Source organism: Pseudomonas sp. 05L36 (assembly GCF_056398125.1).
Genome location: NZ_JBFTOU010000005.1, coordinates 130,782 through 148,725, shown reverse-complemented (window position 1 = coordinate 148,725; position 17,944 = coordinate 130,782). Strand labels below are relative to the sequence as shown.

Here is a 17,944-nt window from a genome sequence, read left to right as displayed (position 1 = left end):
GGGCCTTCTTTTTAAGCAGGGTGGAGCAGGGGACTTAACCCGCCACCAACACCCGAATCGCTTCCAGTCGCAACGCAGCCTTGTCGAGCATGGCCAGGCCTTGCTCGCGTTGCTTGCGCAGGGCCACCAGTTCGCTGTCGCGCACGGTCGGGTTGACCGCTTGCAACGCGGTCAAGCGCGCCAGTTCTTCCTCGGTATCGGCGGCCAGGCGACGCTGTGCCTCGGCGACACGTTCTGTGTGGCGCGGCAGGATCTTCGCTTCACCGGCGTTGATCCGTGGCGTCAACTGGTCACGCTGAGCCTGGATGAACTTGTTGGCGCTGGCACGCGGCACGCTTTCGAGCTGATCGTTCAAGGTTTCGAACGACACGCGGGCCGACAGGTCGTTGCCGTTGGTATCGAGCAGGCAGCGCAGGGCGGCCGGCGGCAGGTAGCGGCCCAGTTGCAGTGAGCGCGGGGCAACCACTTCGCTGACATACAACAGTTCCAGCAACACGGTGCCCGGCTTGAGTGCCTTGTTCTTGATCAGCGCCACGGCGGTGTTGCCCATGGAGCCGGACAGCACCAGATCCATGCCGCCCTGAACCATCGGGTGCTCCCAGGTGATGAATTGCATGTCTTCGCGAGACAGCGCCTGGTTACGGTCGTAAGTGATGGTCACGCCTTCGTCGTCGCCCAGCGGGAAGCTGGCGTCGAGCATTTTTTCGCTCGGCTTGAGGATCAGTGCATTTTCCGAATGGTCTTCGCTGTCGATGCCGAAGGCGTCGAACAGGGTTTCCATGTAGATCGGCAGTGCGAACTGATCGTCTTGCTCAAGGATATCCTCCACCAGCGCATCGCCTTCGCCCGCGCCACCGGAGTTCAGCTCCAGCAAACGGTCACGACCGGTGTGCAACTCGGCTTCCAGGCGCTCACGCTCGGTGCGGGCTTCGTCGATCAGCGCTTGCCACTCGCCATCGTCGGCTTCTTCGAGCAGCGGCAGCAGGCGCGGGCCGAACTGGTGCTGCAGGGCGTTGCCGGTCGGGCAGGTATTGAGGAACGCGTTCAGCGCTTCGTGGTACCACTGGAACAGGCGCTCTTGCGGGCTGGTTTCCAGGTATGGCACGTGCAGTTCGATGATGTGCTTCTGACCGATCCGGTCCAGTCGACCGATACGTTGTTCCAGCAGGTCCGGGTGGGACGGCAGGTCGAACAGCACCAAGTGATGGGAGAACTGGAAGTTGCGACCTTCACTGCCGATTTCCGAGCAGATCAGCACTTGCGCACCAAACTCTTCGTCGGCGAAGTAGGCGGCGGCGCGGTCACGCTCGAGGATGTTCATGCCTTCGTGGAACACCGTGGCCGGGATGCCGGAACGCACGCGCAGGGCGTCTTCCAGGTCCATGGCGGTTTCGGCGTGGGCGCAGATCACCAGTACTTTGGTGCGCTTGAGCATCTTCAGCTGATCAATCAACCACTCGACGCGCGGGTCGAACTTCCACCAGCGATCTTCTTCGCTGGCATCCGGTTGGGCCTGGAAGCTGACTTCCGGGTACAACTCGGCGTGATCGCCCAACGGCAGTTCGAGGTATTCGTCCGGGCACGGCAGCGGGTACGGGTGCAGCTTGCGCTCCGGGAAACCCTGCACGGCGGCGCGGGTGTTACGGAACAGCACGCGGCCGGTGCCGTGGCGGTCGAGCAATTCACGCACCAGGCGGGCGCTGGCTTCGGTGTCGCCATCGTTGACGGCGGCCAACAGGGCTTCGCCTTCGTTGCCGAGGAACCCGTGGATGGTCTTGTGGGCCTGCGGCGACAGGCGTCCCTTGTCCAGCAACTCCTGAACGGCTTCAGCCACCGGGCGATAGTTTTCGCTCTCGGCGCGGAAGGCTTGCAGGTCGTGGAAACGGTTCGGGTCGAGCAGGCGCAGACGAGCGAAGTGGCTGTCCTGGCCGAGTTGTTCCGGGGTGGCGGTCAACAGCAGCACGCCGGGAATGGTTTCGGCGAGTTGCTCGACCAGCGAATACTCAGGGCTGACCTGATCTTCGTGCCACACCAGGTGGTGAGCTTCGTCGACCACCAGCAAGTCCCAGCCGGCCGCGAACAGCGCGTCCTGGGCTTTCTCGTCATCCACCAGCCACTCGAGCGCGACCAGCGCGAGTTGGGTGTCTTCGAATGGGTTGCTGGCATCGCTTTCGATGAAGCGCTCTTCGTCGAACAGCGCGACCTGCAAGTTGAAACGGCGGCGCATCTCGACCAGCCACTGGTGCTGCAGGTTTTCCGGAACCAGGATCAGCACACGGCTGGCGCGGCCCGAGAGCAATTGGCGATGGATCACCAGGCCGGCTTCGATGGTTTTGCCCAGGCCTACTTCGTCGGCCAGCAGAACCCGTGGTGCGATACGGTCGGCGACTTCGCGGGCAATGTGCAACTGGTGCGCGATCGGTTGCGCACGCACGCCGCCCAGGCCCCAAAGGGAGGACTGCAGCTGGCGGCTGGTGTGTTCCAGAGTGTGATAACGCAGGGAGAACCAGGCCAGCGGGTCGATCTGGCCGGCGAACAGACGGTCGCTGGCCAAACGGAACTGGATGAAGTTCGACAGTTGGGTTTCCGGCAGGGTGACCACTTCGCTCTGCCCGTTGAGGCCGTGGTAAACCAGCAGGCCATCAACGTCGTCGACTTCGCGGACGGTAAGCTTCCAGCCTTCGAAGTGAGTGATGGAGTCACCCGGTGAAAACCGCACGCGGGTCAGAGGCGCATTCCGTAGCGCGTACTGGCGGGTGTCGCCAGTGGCCGGGTAGAGCACGGTCAACAAGCGGCCGTCCTGTGCCAGAACGGTGCCTAAACCCAGCTCGGCTTCGCTGTCACTGATCCAGCGTTGCCCCGGTTGATACTGCTGCGCCATGCTGCCTGACTCCCACCTGAAAAAGCGGGCTATCTTAACGGAATGAGGGCTTCAGGGCCAAAGGACTCTCAGAAAAACTCACAGTCATACGTTAGCCCACCCGTGCATGACGCGCCGCCCGGTGCACTAATGAGTGCCAATTGGGTCACAGTTTGCGACCGATGGCTCAAGTCGCCATCCCCGCAGCCGACAGCCTGCTGACAGGAGACCGAAAACCATGCTGCCACCGATGCTTCCCCTGAGTGCCGTGCCGATCACTTCGCAAACCGACCCGATCCGCCAGCGTCCGGACATTCCACCGGTGGTGCCGGTGCAGGAAAGCTCCAGTGAAAGCACGATCGATCTGCAAAAGCGCAACCCTGAAGAGGACGGGTTAGTGCTGCGCGAGGAACAGCGCCGCAAGCAGGAGCAGGAACGGCGTCGACGCGAGGCTGATCATGACCCCGAGGCGCACCTGGCGATTCCCGGCGATGAACTCAATGCCGACAACACCGTGCCGGTAGCGCCGCTGATGGAAGATCAGCCGCGGCAGGGGCTGTGGGTCGATATCGAGATTTGAGCGCCGGCTGGTCAGCGCGGCCGTCAGGCCGCATTATTGGCGAAGGGTTGCCGAACGCTACGGTGGCTGAAATTCATTTCAAGCGATGCACTGACTGCCATGAGCCAAGACGACAAACTGATTGACCTCAATGCTGAACGCGCCAAGCGTATTCATGACCTCAATGACAAGCGGCTCAATGAAGTTCGCCAGGCGTTCGAGCAGGCCATGCCACTGGGCAAGGCCAGGAAAAAGCCGAAAAACAAACCGAAAAAGCGCTGAAATCCCCCGCATTCATTGATGCGGGTCAAACGTTCCCTTCCTCTTGCCCCGTCTCGGGCGACATTGATCCCGGTCAATATTCTCTCCTGCCCGTTCGGTTAACTTAGCCCTATCGCAACAGGCCAAGTGCAGGAGACGCGTCATGTTTTTCGACAACGTGGTGATCGCCGGAGTGCTGACTGTCAGCCTCATGTTTGTGTTTTTTGCAGGATTCGGACTTTTTATCTGGAAGGATTCGCACAAGCGGAAATAACCGCAGTTCTTTCTGGATGTAATGAGCACGCAAGGCATTTTGGGCAACTTCGGTTGCCCTTTTTTTTGCCTGCAGATTTGTACGATATTCCCTGTAGGAGCGGCCGCAGGCTGCGATCTTTTGATCTTGCTTCTTAAAAATAAAATCAAAAGATCGCAGCCTGCGGCAGCTCCTACAGGGGGAGTGTGGTGTTTTGGCAGCAATAAAAAAGGCGCGTTCCTTGCGGAGCGCGCCTTTTTCGTTTGGCTGCTTATCAGCTGCCAAGGGCCTTCGAAGCCAGCCAGAACAACCCGGCCGACAGGGCCACGGTGGCTGGCAGGGTCAATACCCAGGCCAGCAGGATGGTTCTGACGGTGCCGCCTTGCAGGCCGCTTTTGTTGGCGACCATGGTGCCTGCCACGCCCGAGGACAGCACGTGGGTGGTGGAAACCGGCAGGCTGAAGATGTTCGCCATGCCGATCAGGCTGGCAGTGGTGATCTGCGCCGACATGCCTTGGGAGTAGGTCATGCCTTGCTTGCCGATCTTCTCGCCAATGGTCAGTACCACGCGTTTCCAGCCGACCATGGTGCCCAGGCCCAAGGCCAGTGCAACCGCCAGAATCACCCAGAACGGCGCGTATTCAGTGGTAGTGGTCAGGTCTTTGCGCAGCTTGTCCAGGTCGGCCTTTTCACGAGCCCCGAGAGTTGGCAACTTGCTGACTTTCTTCGCGGTGTCGTCCAGGCAGAGCAGGTAGCGACGGACTTCGATACGGCTTTCCGCCGACAGCGAATGGTAGTCGGCTACACCCTTGAGGGTGCCGAGCAGGGCGGTAATGGTCGGTTCGGTCTGTTGCGGGTTGCAACGGAATTTCTCCGGCAGATCGCCATCCAGGCTCTTGCCCAGGGCCAGGAACTCGCCCAGGGTTTCGGAATTGCGCTGGTAGAACTGGCTCAGGTGCAGGGTCGCGTCGCGAGTCCGCTCGATCTGGTAGGTCGTGCTGTTCAGGTCGAGGACGAACTGGGCCGGCACGATACCGATCAGGACCAGCATGATCAGGCCGATACCTTTCTGGCCATCGTTGGAACCGTGCACGAAACTCACGGCCATGGCCGAAATCACCAGTACCAGGCGATTCCAGAACGGCGGGTGTTTCTTGTCGTCGATCTTGCGGCGCTGTTCCGGCGTCTTGTGCATCTTCGACAGCGGACGCCACCATTTAAGACCGATAAGGATCAGTGCGGCGATCAGGAAGCCGGCCATTGGCGAGAACACCAGGGAAGCGCCGATATCGATCGCTTTCTGCCAGTTCACACCGTCAGCCAACGGAATGTCGTTGATCAGGGCGTTGGCCAGGCCGACACCGAGGATCGAACCGATCAGCGTGTGGGAACTGGAAGCGGGAATACCGAAGTACCAGGTGCCCAGGTTCCAGGCGATGGCGGCGGCGAGCAACGAGAACACCATGGCCAGTCCGTGACCGGTGTTCACATTGATCAGCAGTTCTACCGGTAGCAGGTGGACGATGGCATACGCCACGCCGACCCCGCCCAGCAGCACGCCGAGGAAGTTGAACACACCGGAGAAAAACACCGCCAGATGAGGCGGCATGGCTTTGGTGTAGATAACGGTCGCCACCGCGTTAGCGGTGTCATGAAAGCCGTTGATGAACTCGAAGGCGAGGACAAAGGCCAGGGCGAGCAAGAGGCTCACAAGCACCCAAGCATCCAGTCCGCTGAATAAATCGATCATGAAGGTTTTCTGACCCGGTCATAAGGGGGCGCGATTATGCCAGAAAAGACTGCTAATCAATGCACTAGCTGCTCATCGGTAACATTCTTCAACGAATTTTTTTGCCGCAGCACCTAAAAACCGAGGGTTTTGCTGTGTTTTTTAAGTCATTGATTTTATTTGGAAAATCGCTGTCGCAAAACCTTGACGGCCCGGTAAGAGGGGCTTGAAAGGTTGTACGAAAAATCTGAGAAATAGGTCAGATACCGGAAATATGCCTGATTCGACGACGGTGATGGCCGCTGCCCGCTCATGGCGGGCGCGAAAGGCAACATCAATACATCCCGCTTTTAACGGGTGCAGAGGCGGGCCATTGTAGGGATCAGGTCAAAGCAGTCACGGCTCTTCGGCTTTGAGTTCCTTTTCCATTTTTTGAAGTTCTTGCTGGAAAACCTGATCCTGAACGGTGGCGCGTTTACGCCAGGGTTTGCGTTCCGGTTCGGGTTGAGCGGCGTAAGTGGTGACTTCTCCGCCGTAAACTTCCTTGTAGCGTTGTTCCTGGCGCTCTAGTTCCGCGCGCAGTTCGTCTTTCGTCACAGTGCTACCTGATTGAGTTGGGATAAATTCTGGTGAACACGCGCTGCATCAAATCGATTGATCACGTTCGTCGAATGGGCAATGCCCGTCAGGCATCGTTTTGGCAACAGGGTGATCAATACTTCCATGTCACAGGCGGCCACGGCACCAGATATAAACAGCTGACGTAGCTTCAGTTTCCTGTATCAGCAAGCGCATTGGCAAGGCGGTTCAATGCGAGTCTGGCGCTTGCAACGGGCAACGGCGATGGAACATCGCATTGCCGGGCAGCGGGTTCGGCAAGTAAAAACCGAAGCGCTACTGAATTGTATTATAGCGGCCGATTTGAAGAACACTATCTCCAACGAGTTAAAAGCGGATCCCGGTGTGTGACCGTTTTGTTGCTAGAAACTTTACGATTAACTGGAACGCCGACGGGTACCACATTGCAGCGATGCCTGCCTGACGCCATTAAGTTCGAAAAAGTTACGGTATTTAGATTGCCCCATTAAGTCCTGTGTCGAGTCGATGTAAACAGCGGTTCGCGAGTCAGCGAAAAACCGGACACCAGCGAATCGGGTGATTGACCCGGTGGATTGCGATTATCGGTCGAGCGTTCGATAATCGCCCGAAGATGGCAGGCCGGGCTTGAGTGCCAGGCGGTAGCCCTTTGTAATAGTCGCTGATCCGAGTGGGTAAAAGGACCTTGTATGAACGATCAAATGCGCAATTCCTTCACTTCAGTGGCTCCCCCCATCGTTGCTTCACCGGCCAAGCGGATCCAGGCACTGACCGGCGACCCGGACTTCATGACGTCCCTGGCCCGTGGCCTGGCCGTGGTGCAAGCGTTCCAGGAGCGCAAACGACACCTGACCATCGCCCAGATCAGTCACCGAACGGAAATTCCCCGTGCCGCGGTGCGCCGTTGCCTGCACACCCTGATCAAACTCGGCTACGCCACCACCGACGGCCGCACCTATTCGTTGCTACCCAAAGTGCTGACCCTCGGCCATGCCTATGTGTCATCGACGCCGCTGGCGGTGTCCGCCCAGCCTTACCTGGACCGCATGAGCGAGCTACTGCACGAGGCCTGCAACATGGCCACGCTGGAAGGTGATGACATTTTGTACATCGCCCGCTCTGCAACCACCCAGCGCCTGATCTCGGTGGACTTGTCGGTGGGCGGGCGCTTGCCGGCCTATTGCACGTCGATGGGGCGGATTCTGCTGGCCGCGCTGGATGACACGTCGCTGGGCGAATACCTCGATCACGCCGAATTGCAAGCCAAGACCAGCCGTACGATTCACACCCCCGAGGCATTGCTCGAATGCCTGCAAGAGGTGCGACAGCAAGGCTGGTGCATCGTTGACCAGGAACTTGAGCAAGGGCTGCGCTCAATTGCCGTTCCTGTGTATGACGCCTCCGGCCAGGTGGTTGCAGCCCTCAACGTCAGCACTCACGCCGGGCGAGTCAGCCGCAATGAGCTGGAACAGCGATTTCTGCCTGGCCTGCTGAGCGCCAGCCGCGACCTCAGCGCCCAGCTGTTTGCCTAAGCTGTTCGATAAACGCACAGAGTTGCGTTTATCGAATTGACGCTGTTTCCTCCGGATCATTACTGTCGCGGCTTCGTCAGCGTCTGCTGACACCGTTCGACTGCGATCCGTGGAATAAAAATAATGAACCAGCCTCAGTCTGCTGTAGGTAACTGCCTCGACGTGCAGTCCTTCATCAATGCCCAACCCATTTCGCGCTACCAGTGGCGCGTGGTGATCCTGTGTTTCCTGATTGTCTTCCTCGATGGCCTCGACACCGCGGCCATGGGTTTCATCGCCCCGGCCCTGTCCCAGGACTGGGGTATCGACCGCGCCAGCCTAGGCCCGGTGATGAGTGCGGCGCTGATCGGCATGGTCTTCGGCGCACTGGGCTCGGGCCCGTTGGCTGACCGCTTCGGACGAAAAGTCGTACTGGTCGGTGCGGTGCTGTTGTTCGGTGCCTTCAGCCTGGCCTCGGCCTACAGCAGCAATGTCGATCAGTTGCTGGTGTTGCGCTTCCTGACTGGCCTGGGTCTGGGCGCCGGCATGCCGAATGCCACGACCCTGCTGTCGGAGTACACCCCGGAGCGCAAAAAATCCCTGCTGGTAACCAGTATGTTCTGCGGTTTCAACCTGGGCATGGCCGGTGGCGGATTTATCTCGGCCAAGCTGATTCCGGCCTTTGGCTGGCACAGCCTGCTGTTGATCGGCGGGATTTTGCCGCTGATCCTCTCCGTCGTTTTGCTGCTCTGGCTGCCGGAGTCGGCGCGTTACCTGGTGGTACGCAATCGCGGTACGGACAAAGTGCGCAAGGCACTGGCGCCGATTGATCCGACGGTGGTGGCCCAGGCGTCCAGTTTCAGCGTGCCGGAACAGAAAACCGTGAAGGCGCGCAATGTGTTCGCGGTGATCTTCTCCGGCACCTACAGCGTCGGCACCTTGCTGCTGTGGCTGACCTACTTCATGGGCCTGGTGATCGTTTACCTGCTGACCAGCTGGCTGCCGACGCTGATGCGTGACAGTGGCGCGAGCATGGAGCAAGCCGCCTTCATCGGCGCGCTGTTCCAGTTCGGCGGCGTGCTGAGTGCGGTGGGCGTGGGCTGGGCGATGGACCGGTTCAATCCGCACAAGGTCATCGGCATTTTTTACCTGCTGGCCGGGGTGTTTGCCTACGCGGTAGGGCAGAGCCTGGGCAACATCGCGCTGCTGGCGACCCTGGTGCTGGTGGCCGGGATGTGTGTCAACGGCGCGCAATCGGCAATGCCGTCGCTGGCCGCACGGTTTTATCCGACTCAGGGGCGGGCCACCGGGGTGTCGTGGATGCTCGGGATCGGCCGCTTCGGCGCCATCCTAGGGGCGTGGATGGGTGCAACGCTGTTGGGGCTGGGCTGGAACTTCGAGCAAGTGCTGACGGCGCTGGTGATTCCGGCGGCGCTGGCAACGACGGCGGTGGTGATCAAGGGCATGGTCAGTCATGCGGATGCGACCTGATCCTGGTTTGAAATAGTGGTGTAACAGTAAAAGATCGCAGCCTGCGGCAGCTCCTACAGGGGAATGTGTAAATCTGTAGGAGCTGCCGCAGGCTGCGATCTTTTGGGGCAGCCTATAAAGATAGCCAGACAACAATATGTTCGATAATCGAACGCTTAGTCGATTATCGGATTGTTTGGCGTTTTGCACGGGCTTAATCTTCAGTCACTCCGGCGCTGCGCATCGGCGCCTTCTTCCACTGTCGGTTAACAATAAACGGGAGCCTGCCCCAATGGCTGAAATCCTTTCGCTGCACGACGCGGTGAAGCAATTCGTAAACGACGGCGATACGGTCGCGCTCGAAGGCTTTACCCACCTGATCCCGACGGCGGCGGGTCACGAAATCATTCGCCAGGGCAAGAAAGACCTGACCCTGGTGCGGATGACCCCTGACTTGATCTACGACCAGTTGATCGGTGCCGGTTGTGCCCGCAAGCTGATTTTCTCCTGGGGCGGCAACCCGGGTGTCGGCTCCCTGCATCGCCTGCGTGACGCGGTGGAGAAACAGTGGCCCCACGCGCTGGAAATCGAAGAACACAGCCATGCCGACCTGGCCAATGCCTACGTCGCCGGCGCTTCCGGCCTGCCGTTCGCGGTGCTGCGTGCCTACGCCGGTTCCGACTTGCCGAAGGTCAACCCGCTGATCAAATCCGTCACTTGCCCGTTCACTGGCGAAGTGTTGGCCGCCGTGCCTTCGGTGCGCCCGGACATTACCGTGATTCACGCGCAGAAAGCCGACCGCAAGGGCAACGTGCTGCTCTGGGGCATCCTCGGCGTGCAGAAAGAAGCGGCGCTGGCGGCCAAGCGCTGCATCGTCACCGTTGAGGAAATCGTCGACGACCTCAATGCACCGATGAACTCCTGTGTATTGCCAACCTGGGCCTTGAGCGCGGTTTGCCACGTACCTGGCGGTGCGCATCCTTCCTACGCCCACGGCTACAACGAGCGCGACAACCGTTTCTACCAGGCCTGGGACCCGATTGCCCGCGACCGTGAAACCTTCACCGCGTGGATCAACGAATACATCCATGGCAGCGCTGACTTCAGCGAGTTCCAGGCCAAACTGGCCGCCGCTTCGGAGGCGAAGTAATGACTTACACCACCAATGAAATGATGACCGTCGCCGCCGCTCGCCGCTTGAAGAACGGTTCGGTGTGCTTCGTCGGCATCGGCCTGCCGTCGAAAGCGGCCAACCTGGCGCGCCTGACGTCCTCGCCTGATGTCGTTCTGATCTACGAATCGGGTCCGATCGGTGCCAAGCCGAGCGTACTGCCGTTGTCGATCGGCGACGGTGAACTGGCGGAAACCGCCGACACCGTGGTCCCGACCGGCGAGATTTTCCGTTACTGGCTGCAGGGCGGGCGTATCGACGTCGGCTTCCTTGGTGCGGCGCAGGTCGACCGTTTCGGCAACATCAACACCACCGTGGTCGGCGATTACCACGCACCGAAAGTGCGCCTGCCAGGTGCCGGTGGCGCGCCGGAAATTGCCGGTTCGGCCAAGAGCGTGTTGATCATCCTCAAGCAGTCTTCGCGCTCCTTTGTCGACAAACTCGATTTCATTACTTCGGTCGGTCACGGTGAGGGTGGCGATTCGCGCAAGCGTCTTGGCCTGCCAGGCGCCGGTCCGGTGGGGATCATCACCGACCTGTGCATCATGGAACCGGAGGAGGGTACCCACGAATTCGTGGTCACCGCACTGCACCCCGGCGTGACCCGCGAGCAAGTGGTCGCAGCCACCGGTTGGGCGATACGTTTTGCCGACAACGTTGAGCAAACCGCTGAGCCAACAGAGGTCGAGCTGACCGCATTGCGTGATCTCGAAGCCCGCACTGCTGCCGCCCACGGCCAAGCACCCGGAGAAGCGTGATGCGTGACGTTTATATCTGCGACGCGATTCGTACCCCCATCGGCCGTTTCGGCGGCGGCCTGTCGACGGTGCGTGCCGACGACCTGGCTGCCGTGCCGATCAAAGCCTTGATGGAGCGCAACCCGTCGGTGGACTGGAACGCCGTGGACGAGGTGTTCCTCGGCTGCGCCAACCAGGCCGGTGAAGACAACCGCAACGTCGCGCGTATGGCGCTGTTGCTGGCCGGGCTGCCGGAAACCATTCCGGGCGTGACCCTCAATCGCCTCTGTGCTTCGGGCATGGATGCCATCGGTACAGCGTTCCGCGCTATCGCCAGCGGCGAGATGGAGCTGGCGATTGCCGGTGGCGTCGAGTCGATGTCCCGTGCGCCGTTCGTGATGGGCAAAGCTGATGCCGCGTTCTCGCGCAACATGAAACTGGAAGACACCACCATTGGCTGGCGCTTCATCAATCCGTTGATGAAAGCCCAGTACGGTGTGGATGCGATGCCGCAGACCGCTGACAACGTGGCCGACGATTACAAGGTGTCCCGCGCCGATCAGGACGCGTTCGCCCTGCGCAGTCAACAACGCACAGCCGCCGCGCAAGCCGCCGGGTTCTTCGCCGAAGAAATCGTTGAAGTGCGCATCGCCCACAAGAAGGGTGAAACCGTGGTCAGCCAGGACGAGCATCCTCGCGCCGACACTACCCTGGAAGCCCTGACCAAACTCAAACCGGTCAACGGCCCCGAAAAAACCGTCACCGCTGGCAACGCGTCCGGTGTGAACGACGGTGCCGCCGCGTTGATCCTGGCCTCGGCCGAAGCCGTGAAGAAACACGGCCTGACCGCCCGCGCCAAAGTGCTGGGCATGGCCAGCGCCGGTGTCGCCCCGCGGGTGATGGGCATTGGCCCGGTGCCGGCGGTGCGTAAACTGATCGAACGCCTCGGTGTGGCGGTCAGCGATTTCGATGTGATCGAACTCAACGAAGCCTTCGCCAGCCAGGGTTTGGCGGTGCTGCGTGAACTGGGGATCGCGGACGATGCGGCCCAGGTCAATCCCAATGGTGGCGCGATTGCCTTGGGTCATCCGTTGGGCATGAGCGGTGCGCGACTGGTGTTGACCGCGTTGCATCAGCTGGAAAAAACCGGTGGCAAGAAGGGTCTGGCGACCATGTGCGTAGGCGTCGGCCAGGGTCTGGCCTTGGCGATCGAACGTGTCTGACACGCCCCGTCGGCTAATAAGAACTGAGGAAAGTGTAATGACTGACAAGCCTGGATACCGTCGCCCGCAGGCGGGCACTCAGCCGGAATACCTGCACCCGACCTATCAATCCACCAATCTGCGCTCGCCGTCCAAGCCATTGGTATTCTTGCCGCACTCGCTGTCGGAAATCACCGGGCCGACCATCGGCGCCGAGCGCGTCAACGAGAAGGACAACGACCTGACCGCCCAGCATGAGGGGCAGCCACAGGGTGAGCGCATCATCATCCACGGTCGTGTACTGGATGAAAACGGTCTGCCGGTGCCGGGGATTCTGGTGGAGATCTGGCAGGCCAACGCCGCCGGTCGCTACGCCCATGCCCGCGACCTGCATGACGCACCGCTGGACCCGAATTTCACCGGCACGGGCCGCACCGTGACCGACGCCGATGGCTGGTATCAGTTCCAGACCATCAAGCCCGGCGCCTATCCATGGGGTAACCACCACAACGCCTGGCGCCCGGCGCACATCCATTTCTCGCTGTTCGGGCCGAGCATCCTGACGCGGCTGGTGACGCAGATGTATTTCCCGGGCGACCCGTTGCTGGCGTACGACCCGATCTACAACTGCGTGCCCGATACCGGCGCCAAAGAGCGCTTGATCGCCACGTTCGATCTGGAAAAAACCATCCCTTCCTATGCCCTCGGTTATCGCTGGGACATCGTATTGCGCGGCCGAGATGCCACGCCGATGGAGAAATAAGATGACGCTGACTGCGACCACGTCCCACACCGTCGGGCCGTACTACCACATCGGCCTGACCTGGCTGAACCGCGAAAACCTGACTGTCGAACAAACCCTGGGCGAGCGCGTGGCGATCACCGGGCAAGTGGTCGATGGCAACGGTGATGTCGTCAACGACGCAATGCTGGAAGTCTGGCAGGCCAACGCCGCCGGCAAGTATGACCACCCGGAAGACGACCAGGACAAACCCCTGGACCCGAACTTCGAAGGTTTTGGCCGGGTGCCGGTGGATGCCGAAGGGCGTTTTCGCTTCACGACCATCAAGCCGGGCACGGTCGAGGGGCTCAAAGGCACGATCCAGGCGCCGCACTTGGTGGTGCTGGTGTTTGCCCGTGGCCTGGTGAAGCACTTGCTGACGCGGATTTACTTTGATGGCGAGGCGGCCAACGTGAATGATCCGTTGCTGGAATGCGTGCCGGCCGAGCGCCGCAGTACGCTGCTGGCCAAGCAGGATGCGTCGGGCGTGTACCAGTGGAACGTGATTCTGCAGGGCACCGATGCCGAAACGGTGTTCTTCGAGTATTGAGAACACCGAAGCCATTGTAGGAGCTGGCTTGCCAGCGAAGAACGCAAGAGCGACACGGTTAACCCATCGATACGCGTAATCGTTGACGACCATCGCTGCGATGCGGCGACCCGACAAGCCAGCTCCTACAAGGGAAGTGTGTTGCTGATCCATCTGTGGAACGGGACTGTTGCAAAGTGTGTCTAGACTCTCACTGTCCCTTTTGAGTGAAAAAACAATGACAACACCCACGGCTCCTATAGCTCTTTATACGGGCGAAGAACGCAACAAGCGGATCTTCGCCATTGTCGGTGCTTCGTCCGGCAACCTGGTCGAATGGTTCGACTTCTATGTCTATGCCTTCTGTGCGATCTATTTCGCGCCGGCCTTTTTCCCGTCCGACAACCCCACAGTGCAGTTGGTCAACACGGCTGGCGTGTTTGCCGCCGGCTTCCTGATGCGCCCGATTGGTGGCTGGATTTTCGGTCGGTTGGCGGACAAGCACGGGCGCAAGAACTCGATGCTGATCTCGATTCTGATGATGTGCTTCGGCTCTTTGCTTATTGCCTGCTTGCCGACCTACAACAGTATCGGGGTCTGGGCGCCGATCCTGTTGCTGTTCGCCCGTTTGCTGCAAGGCTTGTCGGTGGGCGGTGAGTACGGCACCACCGCAACTTACATGAGCGAAGTGGCGCTCAAGGGCCAGCGCGGTTTCTTCGCTTCGTTCCAGTACGTGACCCTGATTGGCGGCCAGTTGCTCGCGGTGTCGCTGGTGGTGATCCTGCAACAGTTCCTCACCGAGGATGACCTGCGTGCCTACGGCTGGCGGATTCCCTTTGTGGTCGGTGCCATGGCGGCGTTGGTTTCGCTGTATTTGCGTCGTTCGCTGAAAGAAACTTCCAGCAAGGAAATGCGCGAAAACAAGGACGCCGGCAGCATCAGCGCGCTGTTTCGCGACCACAAAGCAGCGTTCATCACCGTGCTCGGTTACACCGCCGGTGGTTCGCTGATTTTCTACACCTTCACCACGTACATGCAGAAGTACCTGGTGAACACCGCCGGCATGCCGGCCAAGACCGCCAGCTACATCATGACCGGCGCGCTGTTCCTCTATATGTGCATGCAACCGGTTTTCGGCATGCTCGCCGACAAGATCGGTCGGCGTAACTCGATGCTCTGGTTCGGTGCCCTCGGCACGCTGTTCACCGTGCCGATCCTGTTGAGCCTGAAAAGCGTGACAAGTCCATTTCTGGCCTTCGTGCTGATTACCGTGGCGCTGTCGATCGTCAGTTTCTACACCTCCATCAGTGGCCTGGTGAAAGCCGAGATGTTCCCGCCGGAAGTGCGTGCACTGGGTGTCGGCCTGGCGTATGCGGTGGCGAATGCGATCTTCGGTGGTTCGGCGGAGTATGTGGCCTTGAGCCTCAAGGCCGTGGGCATGGAAAACTCCTTCTATTGGTACGTGACGGTAATGATGGCGATAGCGTTCCTGTTCAGCCTGCGCCTGCCGAAACAGCCGAAGTATCTGCAGCAAGACCTTTGATCTTCACGCGCGGGTCGCAAAGGCCCGCGCCTTCAGGAACTGTTTATGAACCAGCGACCGGGCAATCAATTGTTCGATGCCTATTTCACTGCCCGCGATATGCGTGAGGTGTTCTGCGATCAGGGCCGGGTCCAGGCCATGCTCGATTTCGAAGCAGCACTGGCCCGGGCCGAAGCGCAGGTAGGGTTGATTCCGTCGAGTGCTGTCGCGCCGATTGAAGCGGCTTGCAGCGCCGGGCTTTACGACTTTGCGGCATTGGGCGAAGCGATTGCCACGGCGGGTAACTCGGCGATTCCGTTGGTCAAGGCGCTGGGTAAACAGATCGCGGCCACCGATGCCGAAGCCGAACGTTATGTGCATCTGGGCGCGACCAGCCAGGACGTGATGGACAGCGGCCTGGTGCTGCAACTGCGCCGCGCACTGGCGCTGATCGAAAGCGATCTGGCGCAACTGGGCCAAACCCTTGCGACGCAGGCCCAACGTTATACAGCGACGCCATTGGCCGGGCGCACCTGGTTGCAACACGCAACGCCTGTCACCCTCGGCATGAAAATCGCCGGTTGGCTGGGGGCAGTGACGCGCAGTCGCCAGCGCTTGGCCGAACTCAAGCCGCGCCTGCTGGTGCTGCAATTCGGCGGTGCGTCCGGAACCCTTGCGGCCCTTGGCGACCAGGCCATGCCAATTGCCCAGGCGCTGGCCGAAGAACTGCAACTGGCCTTGCCCGAACAGCCGTGGCACACCCAGCGCGATCGCGTGGTTGAATTCGCTGCAGTACTCGGCCTGATCGCCGGCAGTCTCGGCAAACTCGGGCGCGATATCAGCCTGTTGATGCAAACCGAGGCTGGCGAAGTGTTCGAACCTTCGGCGCCGGGCAAGGGCGGTTCTTCGACCATGCCGCACAAGCGCAATCCGGTGGGCGCGGCGGTGCTGATCGGTGCGGCAACGCGTGTACCCGGTCTGCTCTCGACGCTGTTCAGCGCCATGCCCCAGGAACACGAACGCAGCCTCGGCCTGTGGCATGCCGAGTGGGAAACCCTGCCGGAGATTTGCTGCCTGGTGTCGGGCAGCCTGCAGCAAGCGCTGTTGATCGCCAAAGGACTGGAAGTGGATGCCGAGCGCATGGCGCGCAACCTCGATTTGACCCAGGGCCTGGTGCTCGCCGAAGCGCTGAGCATCGTGCTCGCGCAACGGGTCGGTCGCGATACCGCACACCATCTGCTCGAACAATGCTGCAAACGCGCGGTGGCCGAACAGCGTCACCTGCGTGCGGTCCTCGGCGACGAACCGCAAGTGACCGCCGAGCTGTCGGCGGCTGAACTCGATCATCTGCTGGACCCCGCCCATTATCTCGGCCAGGCCAAAACCTGGGTCGAGCGCGCGGTGGCTGAACATTCTGCATTGACTGCCTGAAGGAGACTTGCTGTGGCTTTTGTACAACTCGCCGAGGGCGAACTGCATTACCAACTCGATGGACCGGTCGATGCGCCGGTACTGGTGCTGTCCAATTCGTTGGGCACCGACCTGCACATGTGGGACGCGCAGATCCCGGCGTTCTCCGGGCATTTTCGCGTGCTGCGTTTTGACACTCGTGGCCATGGCCAGTCATTGGTGACGCCGGGGCCTTACAGCATCGAGCAACTGGGTCACGACGTGCTTGCCTTGCTGGATGCCTTGCACATCGAACGCGCGCATTTCTGCGGTCTGTCCATGGGTGGGTTGATTGGCCAGTGGCTGGGGATCAATGCCGGCGAACGCCTGAACAAGCTGATCGTGTGCAACACAGCAGCGAAAATCGGCGATCCGTCGGTGTGGAACCCGCGCATTGAAATGGTGCTGCGCGATGGTCAGGCGGCTATGGTTGCCCTGCGCGATGCGTCGATTGCCCGCTGGTTCACCCCGGACTTCTCCGAAGCCAACCCGGCGGCAGCCAAACAGATCACCGATATGCTCGCGGCCACTTCGCCCGAAGGTTATGCCGCCAACTGCGCAGCGGTGCGCGATGCCGATTTTCGCGATCAGCTGTCTGCGATCAAGGCGCCGCTGTTGGTGGTTGCCGGAAGCGAAGATGCGGTGACGCCACCGTCCGGTGGGCATTTCATCCAGGAGCATGTGCGCGGGGCCGAGTACGCCGAGTTCTATGCGGCGCACTTATCCAACGTCCAGGCAGGCAATGCGTTCAGCGAGCGTGTGCTGGCGTTTCTGTCGGCTGATTGAGGGGATTTCCGTGGACGAGAAACAACGTTATGACGAGGGCCTGAAGGTCCGTCGCGCGGTCTTGGGCGATGCCCACGTCGACCGCAGCCTGAATGCCTTGACCGAGTTCAACTCGGAGTTTCAGGAGATGATCACCCGTCACGCCTGGGGCGACATCTGGACCCGCCCTGGCCTGCCGCGCCACACCCGCAGCCTGATCACCATCGCCATGCTGATCGGCATGAATCGCAACGAAGAATTGAAACTGCACCTGCGCGCTGCCGCCAACAACGGCGTGAGTCGTGGCGAGATCAAGGAAGTGATCATGCAGAGCGCCATCTACTGCGGGATCCCGGCGGCCAATGCGACGTTCCATTTGGCCGAGTCGGTGTGGGATGAGTTGGGGGTTGAGTCGCGGGGGTAAGCGGTAACGCCGTACAACCTGTGGGAGCGAGCTTGCTCCGGGCGGCGTTCCGACGATGGCGGTGTAACAGTCAATGTAGATGTTGAATGTTACGACCTCATCGTCGGAACGCCGCCCGGAGCAA

General features: G+C 60.5%; 17 protein-coding genes. 14 read left to right on the top strand and 3 right to left on the bottom strand.

What is annotated here, in order from left to right:
* Positions 1-34: 34 nt before the first annotated feature.
* Entirely contained in the window at positions 35-2,881 is a 2,847-nt protein-coding gene (gene rapA, locus AC1DKH_RS07800) for an RNA polymerase-associated protein RapA (protein WP_477797885.1), read from the bottom strand.
* Positions 2,882-3,098: 217 nt separating this feature from the next.
* Here rapA and AC1DKH_RS07795 point away from each other — a divergent pair, with 217 nt between their 5' ends.
* The 3 genes from AC1DKH_RS07795 (at position 3,099) to ccoM (ending at position 3,954) form a co-directional block, all read left to right on the top strand.
* Entirely contained in the window at positions 3,099-3,440 is a 342-nt protein-coding gene (locus AC1DKH_RS07795; protein ID WP_477755314.1) for an aspartate-semialdehyde dehydrogenase, read from the top strand.
* Between the two features lie 99 nt (positions 3,441-3,539).
* The gene (locus tag AC1DKH_RS07790) at positions 3,540-3,701 is read left to right on the top strand and encodes a hypothetical protein (protein ID WP_218430314.1); all 162 of its coding nucleotides are present in this window, start codon (positions 3,540-3,542) and stop codon (positions 3,699-3,701) included.
* A gap of 142 nt (positions 3,702-3,843) precedes the next feature.
* Complete coding sequence (gene ccoM / locus AC1DKH_RS07785) at positions 3,844-3,954, top strand: cytochrome c oxidase subunit CcoM (RefSeq protein WP_007976669.1); 111 nt, start codon at positions 3,844-3,846, stop codon at positions 3,952-3,954.
* A gap of 253 nt (positions 3,955-4,207) precedes the next feature.
* Here the strand turns inward: ccoM and AC1DKH_RS07780 are convergent, their stop codons facing one another.
* Positions 4,208-5,683: an inorganic phosphate transporter gene (locus AC1DKH_RS07780; protein ID WP_477755315.1), complete on the bottom strand. Its 1,476-nt coding sequence runs from the start codon at positions 5,681-5,683 to the stop codon at positions 4,208-4,210.
* A 375-nt stretch (positions 5,684-6,058) separates the two neighbouring features.
* On the bottom strand, positions 6,059-6,259 hold the full coding sequence (locus AC1DKH_RS07775) for a hypothetical protein (protein ID WP_007986337.1): 201 nt from the start codon (positions 6,257-6,259) through the stop codon (positions 6,059-6,061).
* A gap of 689 nt (positions 6,260-6,948) precedes the next feature.
* Here AC1DKH_RS07775 and pcaR point away from each other — a divergent pair.
* From pcaR to pcaC, 11 genes are all read left to right on the top strand, one after another.
* The gene (pcaR, locus tag AC1DKH_RS07770) at positions 6,949-7,791 is read left to right on the top strand and encodes a pca regulon transcriptional regulator PcaR (protein ID WP_477797884.1); all 843 of its coding nucleotides are present in this window, start codon (positions 6,949-6,951) and stop codon (positions 7,789-7,791) included.
* Between the two features lie 123 nt (positions 7,792-7,914).
* Positions 7,915-9,261 (top strand): 4-hydroxybenzoate transporter PcaK, encoded by a 1,347-nt coding sequence (pcaK, locus tag AC1DKH_RS07765; protein WP_477755316.1) that lies wholly within the window; start codon positions 7,915-7,917, stop codon positions 9,259-9,261.
* A 271-nt stretch (positions 9,262-9,532) separates the two neighbouring features.
* The gene (locus AC1DKH_RS07760) at positions 9,533-10,390 is read left to right on the top strand and encodes a CoA transferase subunit A (protein ID WP_008054173.1); all 858 of its coding nucleotides are present in this window, start codon (positions 9,533-9,535) and stop codon (positions 10,388-10,390) included.
* Positions 10,390-11,169 carry a CoA-transferase subunit beta gene (locus AC1DKH_RS07755; protein WP_095945398.1) on the top strand — a complete coding sequence of 260 codons (780 nt, stop codon included), beginning with the start codon at positions 10,390-10,392 and terminating at the stop codon, positions 11,167-11,169. Before AC1DKH_RS07760 ends, AC1DKH_RS07755 begins: the two co-directional genes overlap by 1 nt.
* The gene (gene pcaF, locus AC1DKH_RS07750; RefSeq protein ID WP_477797883.1) at positions 11,166-12,371 is read left to right on the top strand and encodes a 3-oxoadipyl-CoA thiolase; all 1,206 of its coding nucleotides are present in this window, start codon (positions 11,166-11,168) and stop codon (positions 12,369-12,371) included. The genes AC1DKH_RS07755 and pcaF overlap by 4 nt, the downstream gene beginning before the upstream one ends.
* Positions 12,372-12,408: 37 nt before the next feature.
* On the top strand, positions 12,409-13,113 hold the full coding sequence (pcaH, locus tag AC1DKH_RS07745) for a protocatechuate 3,4-dioxygenase subunit beta (protein ID WP_477797882.1): 705 nt from the start codon (positions 12,409-12,411) through the stop codon (positions 13,111-13,113).
* Between the two features lies 1 nt (position 13,114).
* Positions 13,115-13,681 (top strand): protocatechuate 3,4-dioxygenase subunit alpha, encoded by a 567-nt coding sequence (pcaG, locus tag AC1DKH_RS07740; RefSeq protein ID WP_477797881.1) that lies wholly within the window; start codon positions 13,115-13,117, stop codon positions 13,679-13,681.
* A gap of 217 nt (positions 13,682-13,898) precedes the next feature.
* Entirely contained in the window at positions 13,899-15,203 is a 1,305-nt protein-coding gene (locus AC1DKH_RS07735; protein ID WP_477797880.1) for an MFS family transporter, read from the top strand.
* 45 nt (positions 15,204-15,248) lie between these two features.
* Positions 15,249-16,613, top strand: a complete 1,365-nt coding sequence (locus AC1DKH_RS07730) for a 3-carboxy-cis,cis-muconate cycloisomerase (RefSeq protein ID WP_477797879.1) — start codon at positions 15,249-15,251, stop codon at positions 16,611-16,613.
* Positions 16,614-16,625: 12 nt separating this feature from the next.
* Entirely contained in the window at positions 16,626-17,417 is a 792-nt protein-coding gene (gene pcaD / locus AC1DKH_RS07725; protein ID WP_477797878.1) for a 3-oxoadipate enol-lactonase, read from the top strand.
* Between the two features lie 10 nt (positions 17,418-17,427).
* Positions 17,428-17,820, top strand: a complete 393-nt coding sequence (gene pcaC / locus AC1DKH_RS07720) for a 4-carboxymuconolactone decarboxylase (RefSeq protein ID WP_477755562.1) — start codon at positions 17,428-17,430, stop codon at positions 17,818-17,820.
* Positions 17,821-17,944: the final 124 nt, after the last annotated feature.

What these genes read in the sequence shown, in the direction of transcription:
- pcaK (WP_477755316.1), top strand. Translation starts at nt 7,915, where the DNA reads ATGAACCAGCCTCAGTCTGCTGTAGGTAACTGCCTCGACGTGCAGTCC.
- ccoM (WP_007976669.1), top strand. Translation starts at nt 3,844, where the DNA reads ATGTTTTTCGACAACGTGGTGATCGCCGGAGTGCTGACTGTCAGCCTC.
- rapA (WP_477797885.1), bottom strand. Translation starts at nt 2,881, where the DNA reads ATGGCGCAGCAGTATCAACCGGGGCAACGCTGGATCAGTGACAGCGAA.
- AC1DKH_RS07780 (WP_477755315.1), bottom strand. Translation starts at nt 5,683, where the DNA reads ATGATCGATTTATTCAGCGGACTGGATGCTTGGGTGCTTGTGAGCCTC.
- AC1DKH_RS07795 (WP_477755314.1), top strand. Translation starts at nt 3,099, where the DNA reads ATGCTGCCACCGATGCTTCCCCTGAGTGCCGTGCCGATCACTTCGCAA.
- AC1DKH_RS07755 (WP_095945398.1), top strand. Translation starts at nt 10,390, where the DNA reads ATGACTTACACCACCAATGAAATGATGACCGTCGCCGCCGCTCGCCGC.
- AC1DKH_RS07730 (WP_477797879.1), top strand. Translation starts at nt 15,249, where the DNA reads ATGAACCAGCGACCGGGCAATCAATTGTTCGATGCCTATTTCACTGCC.
- pcaH (WP_477797882.1), top strand. Translation starts at nt 12,409, where the DNA reads ATGACTGACAAGCCTGGATACCGTCGCCCGCAGGCGGGCACTCAGCCG.
- pcaR (WP_477797884.1), top strand. Translation starts at nt 6,949, where the DNA reads ATGAACGATCAAATGCGCAATTCCTTCACTTCAGTGGCTCCCCCCATC.
- AC1DKH_RS07790 (WP_218430314.1), top strand. Translation starts at nt 3,540, where the DNA reads ATGAGCCAAGACGACAAACTGATTGACCTCAATGCTGAACGCGCCAAG.
- pcaG (WP_477797881.1), top strand. Translation starts at nt 13,115, where the DNA reads ATGACGCTGACTGCGACCACGTCCCACACCGTCGGGCCGTACTACCAC.
- AC1DKH_RS07760 (WP_008054173.1), top strand. Translation starts at nt 9,533, where the DNA reads ATGGCTGAAATCCTTTCGCTGCACGACGCGGTGAAGCAATTCGTAAAC.
- AC1DKH_RS07735 (WP_477797880.1), top strand. Translation starts at nt 13,899, where the DNA reads ATGACAACACCCACGGCTCCTATAGCTCTTTATACGGGCGAAGAACGC.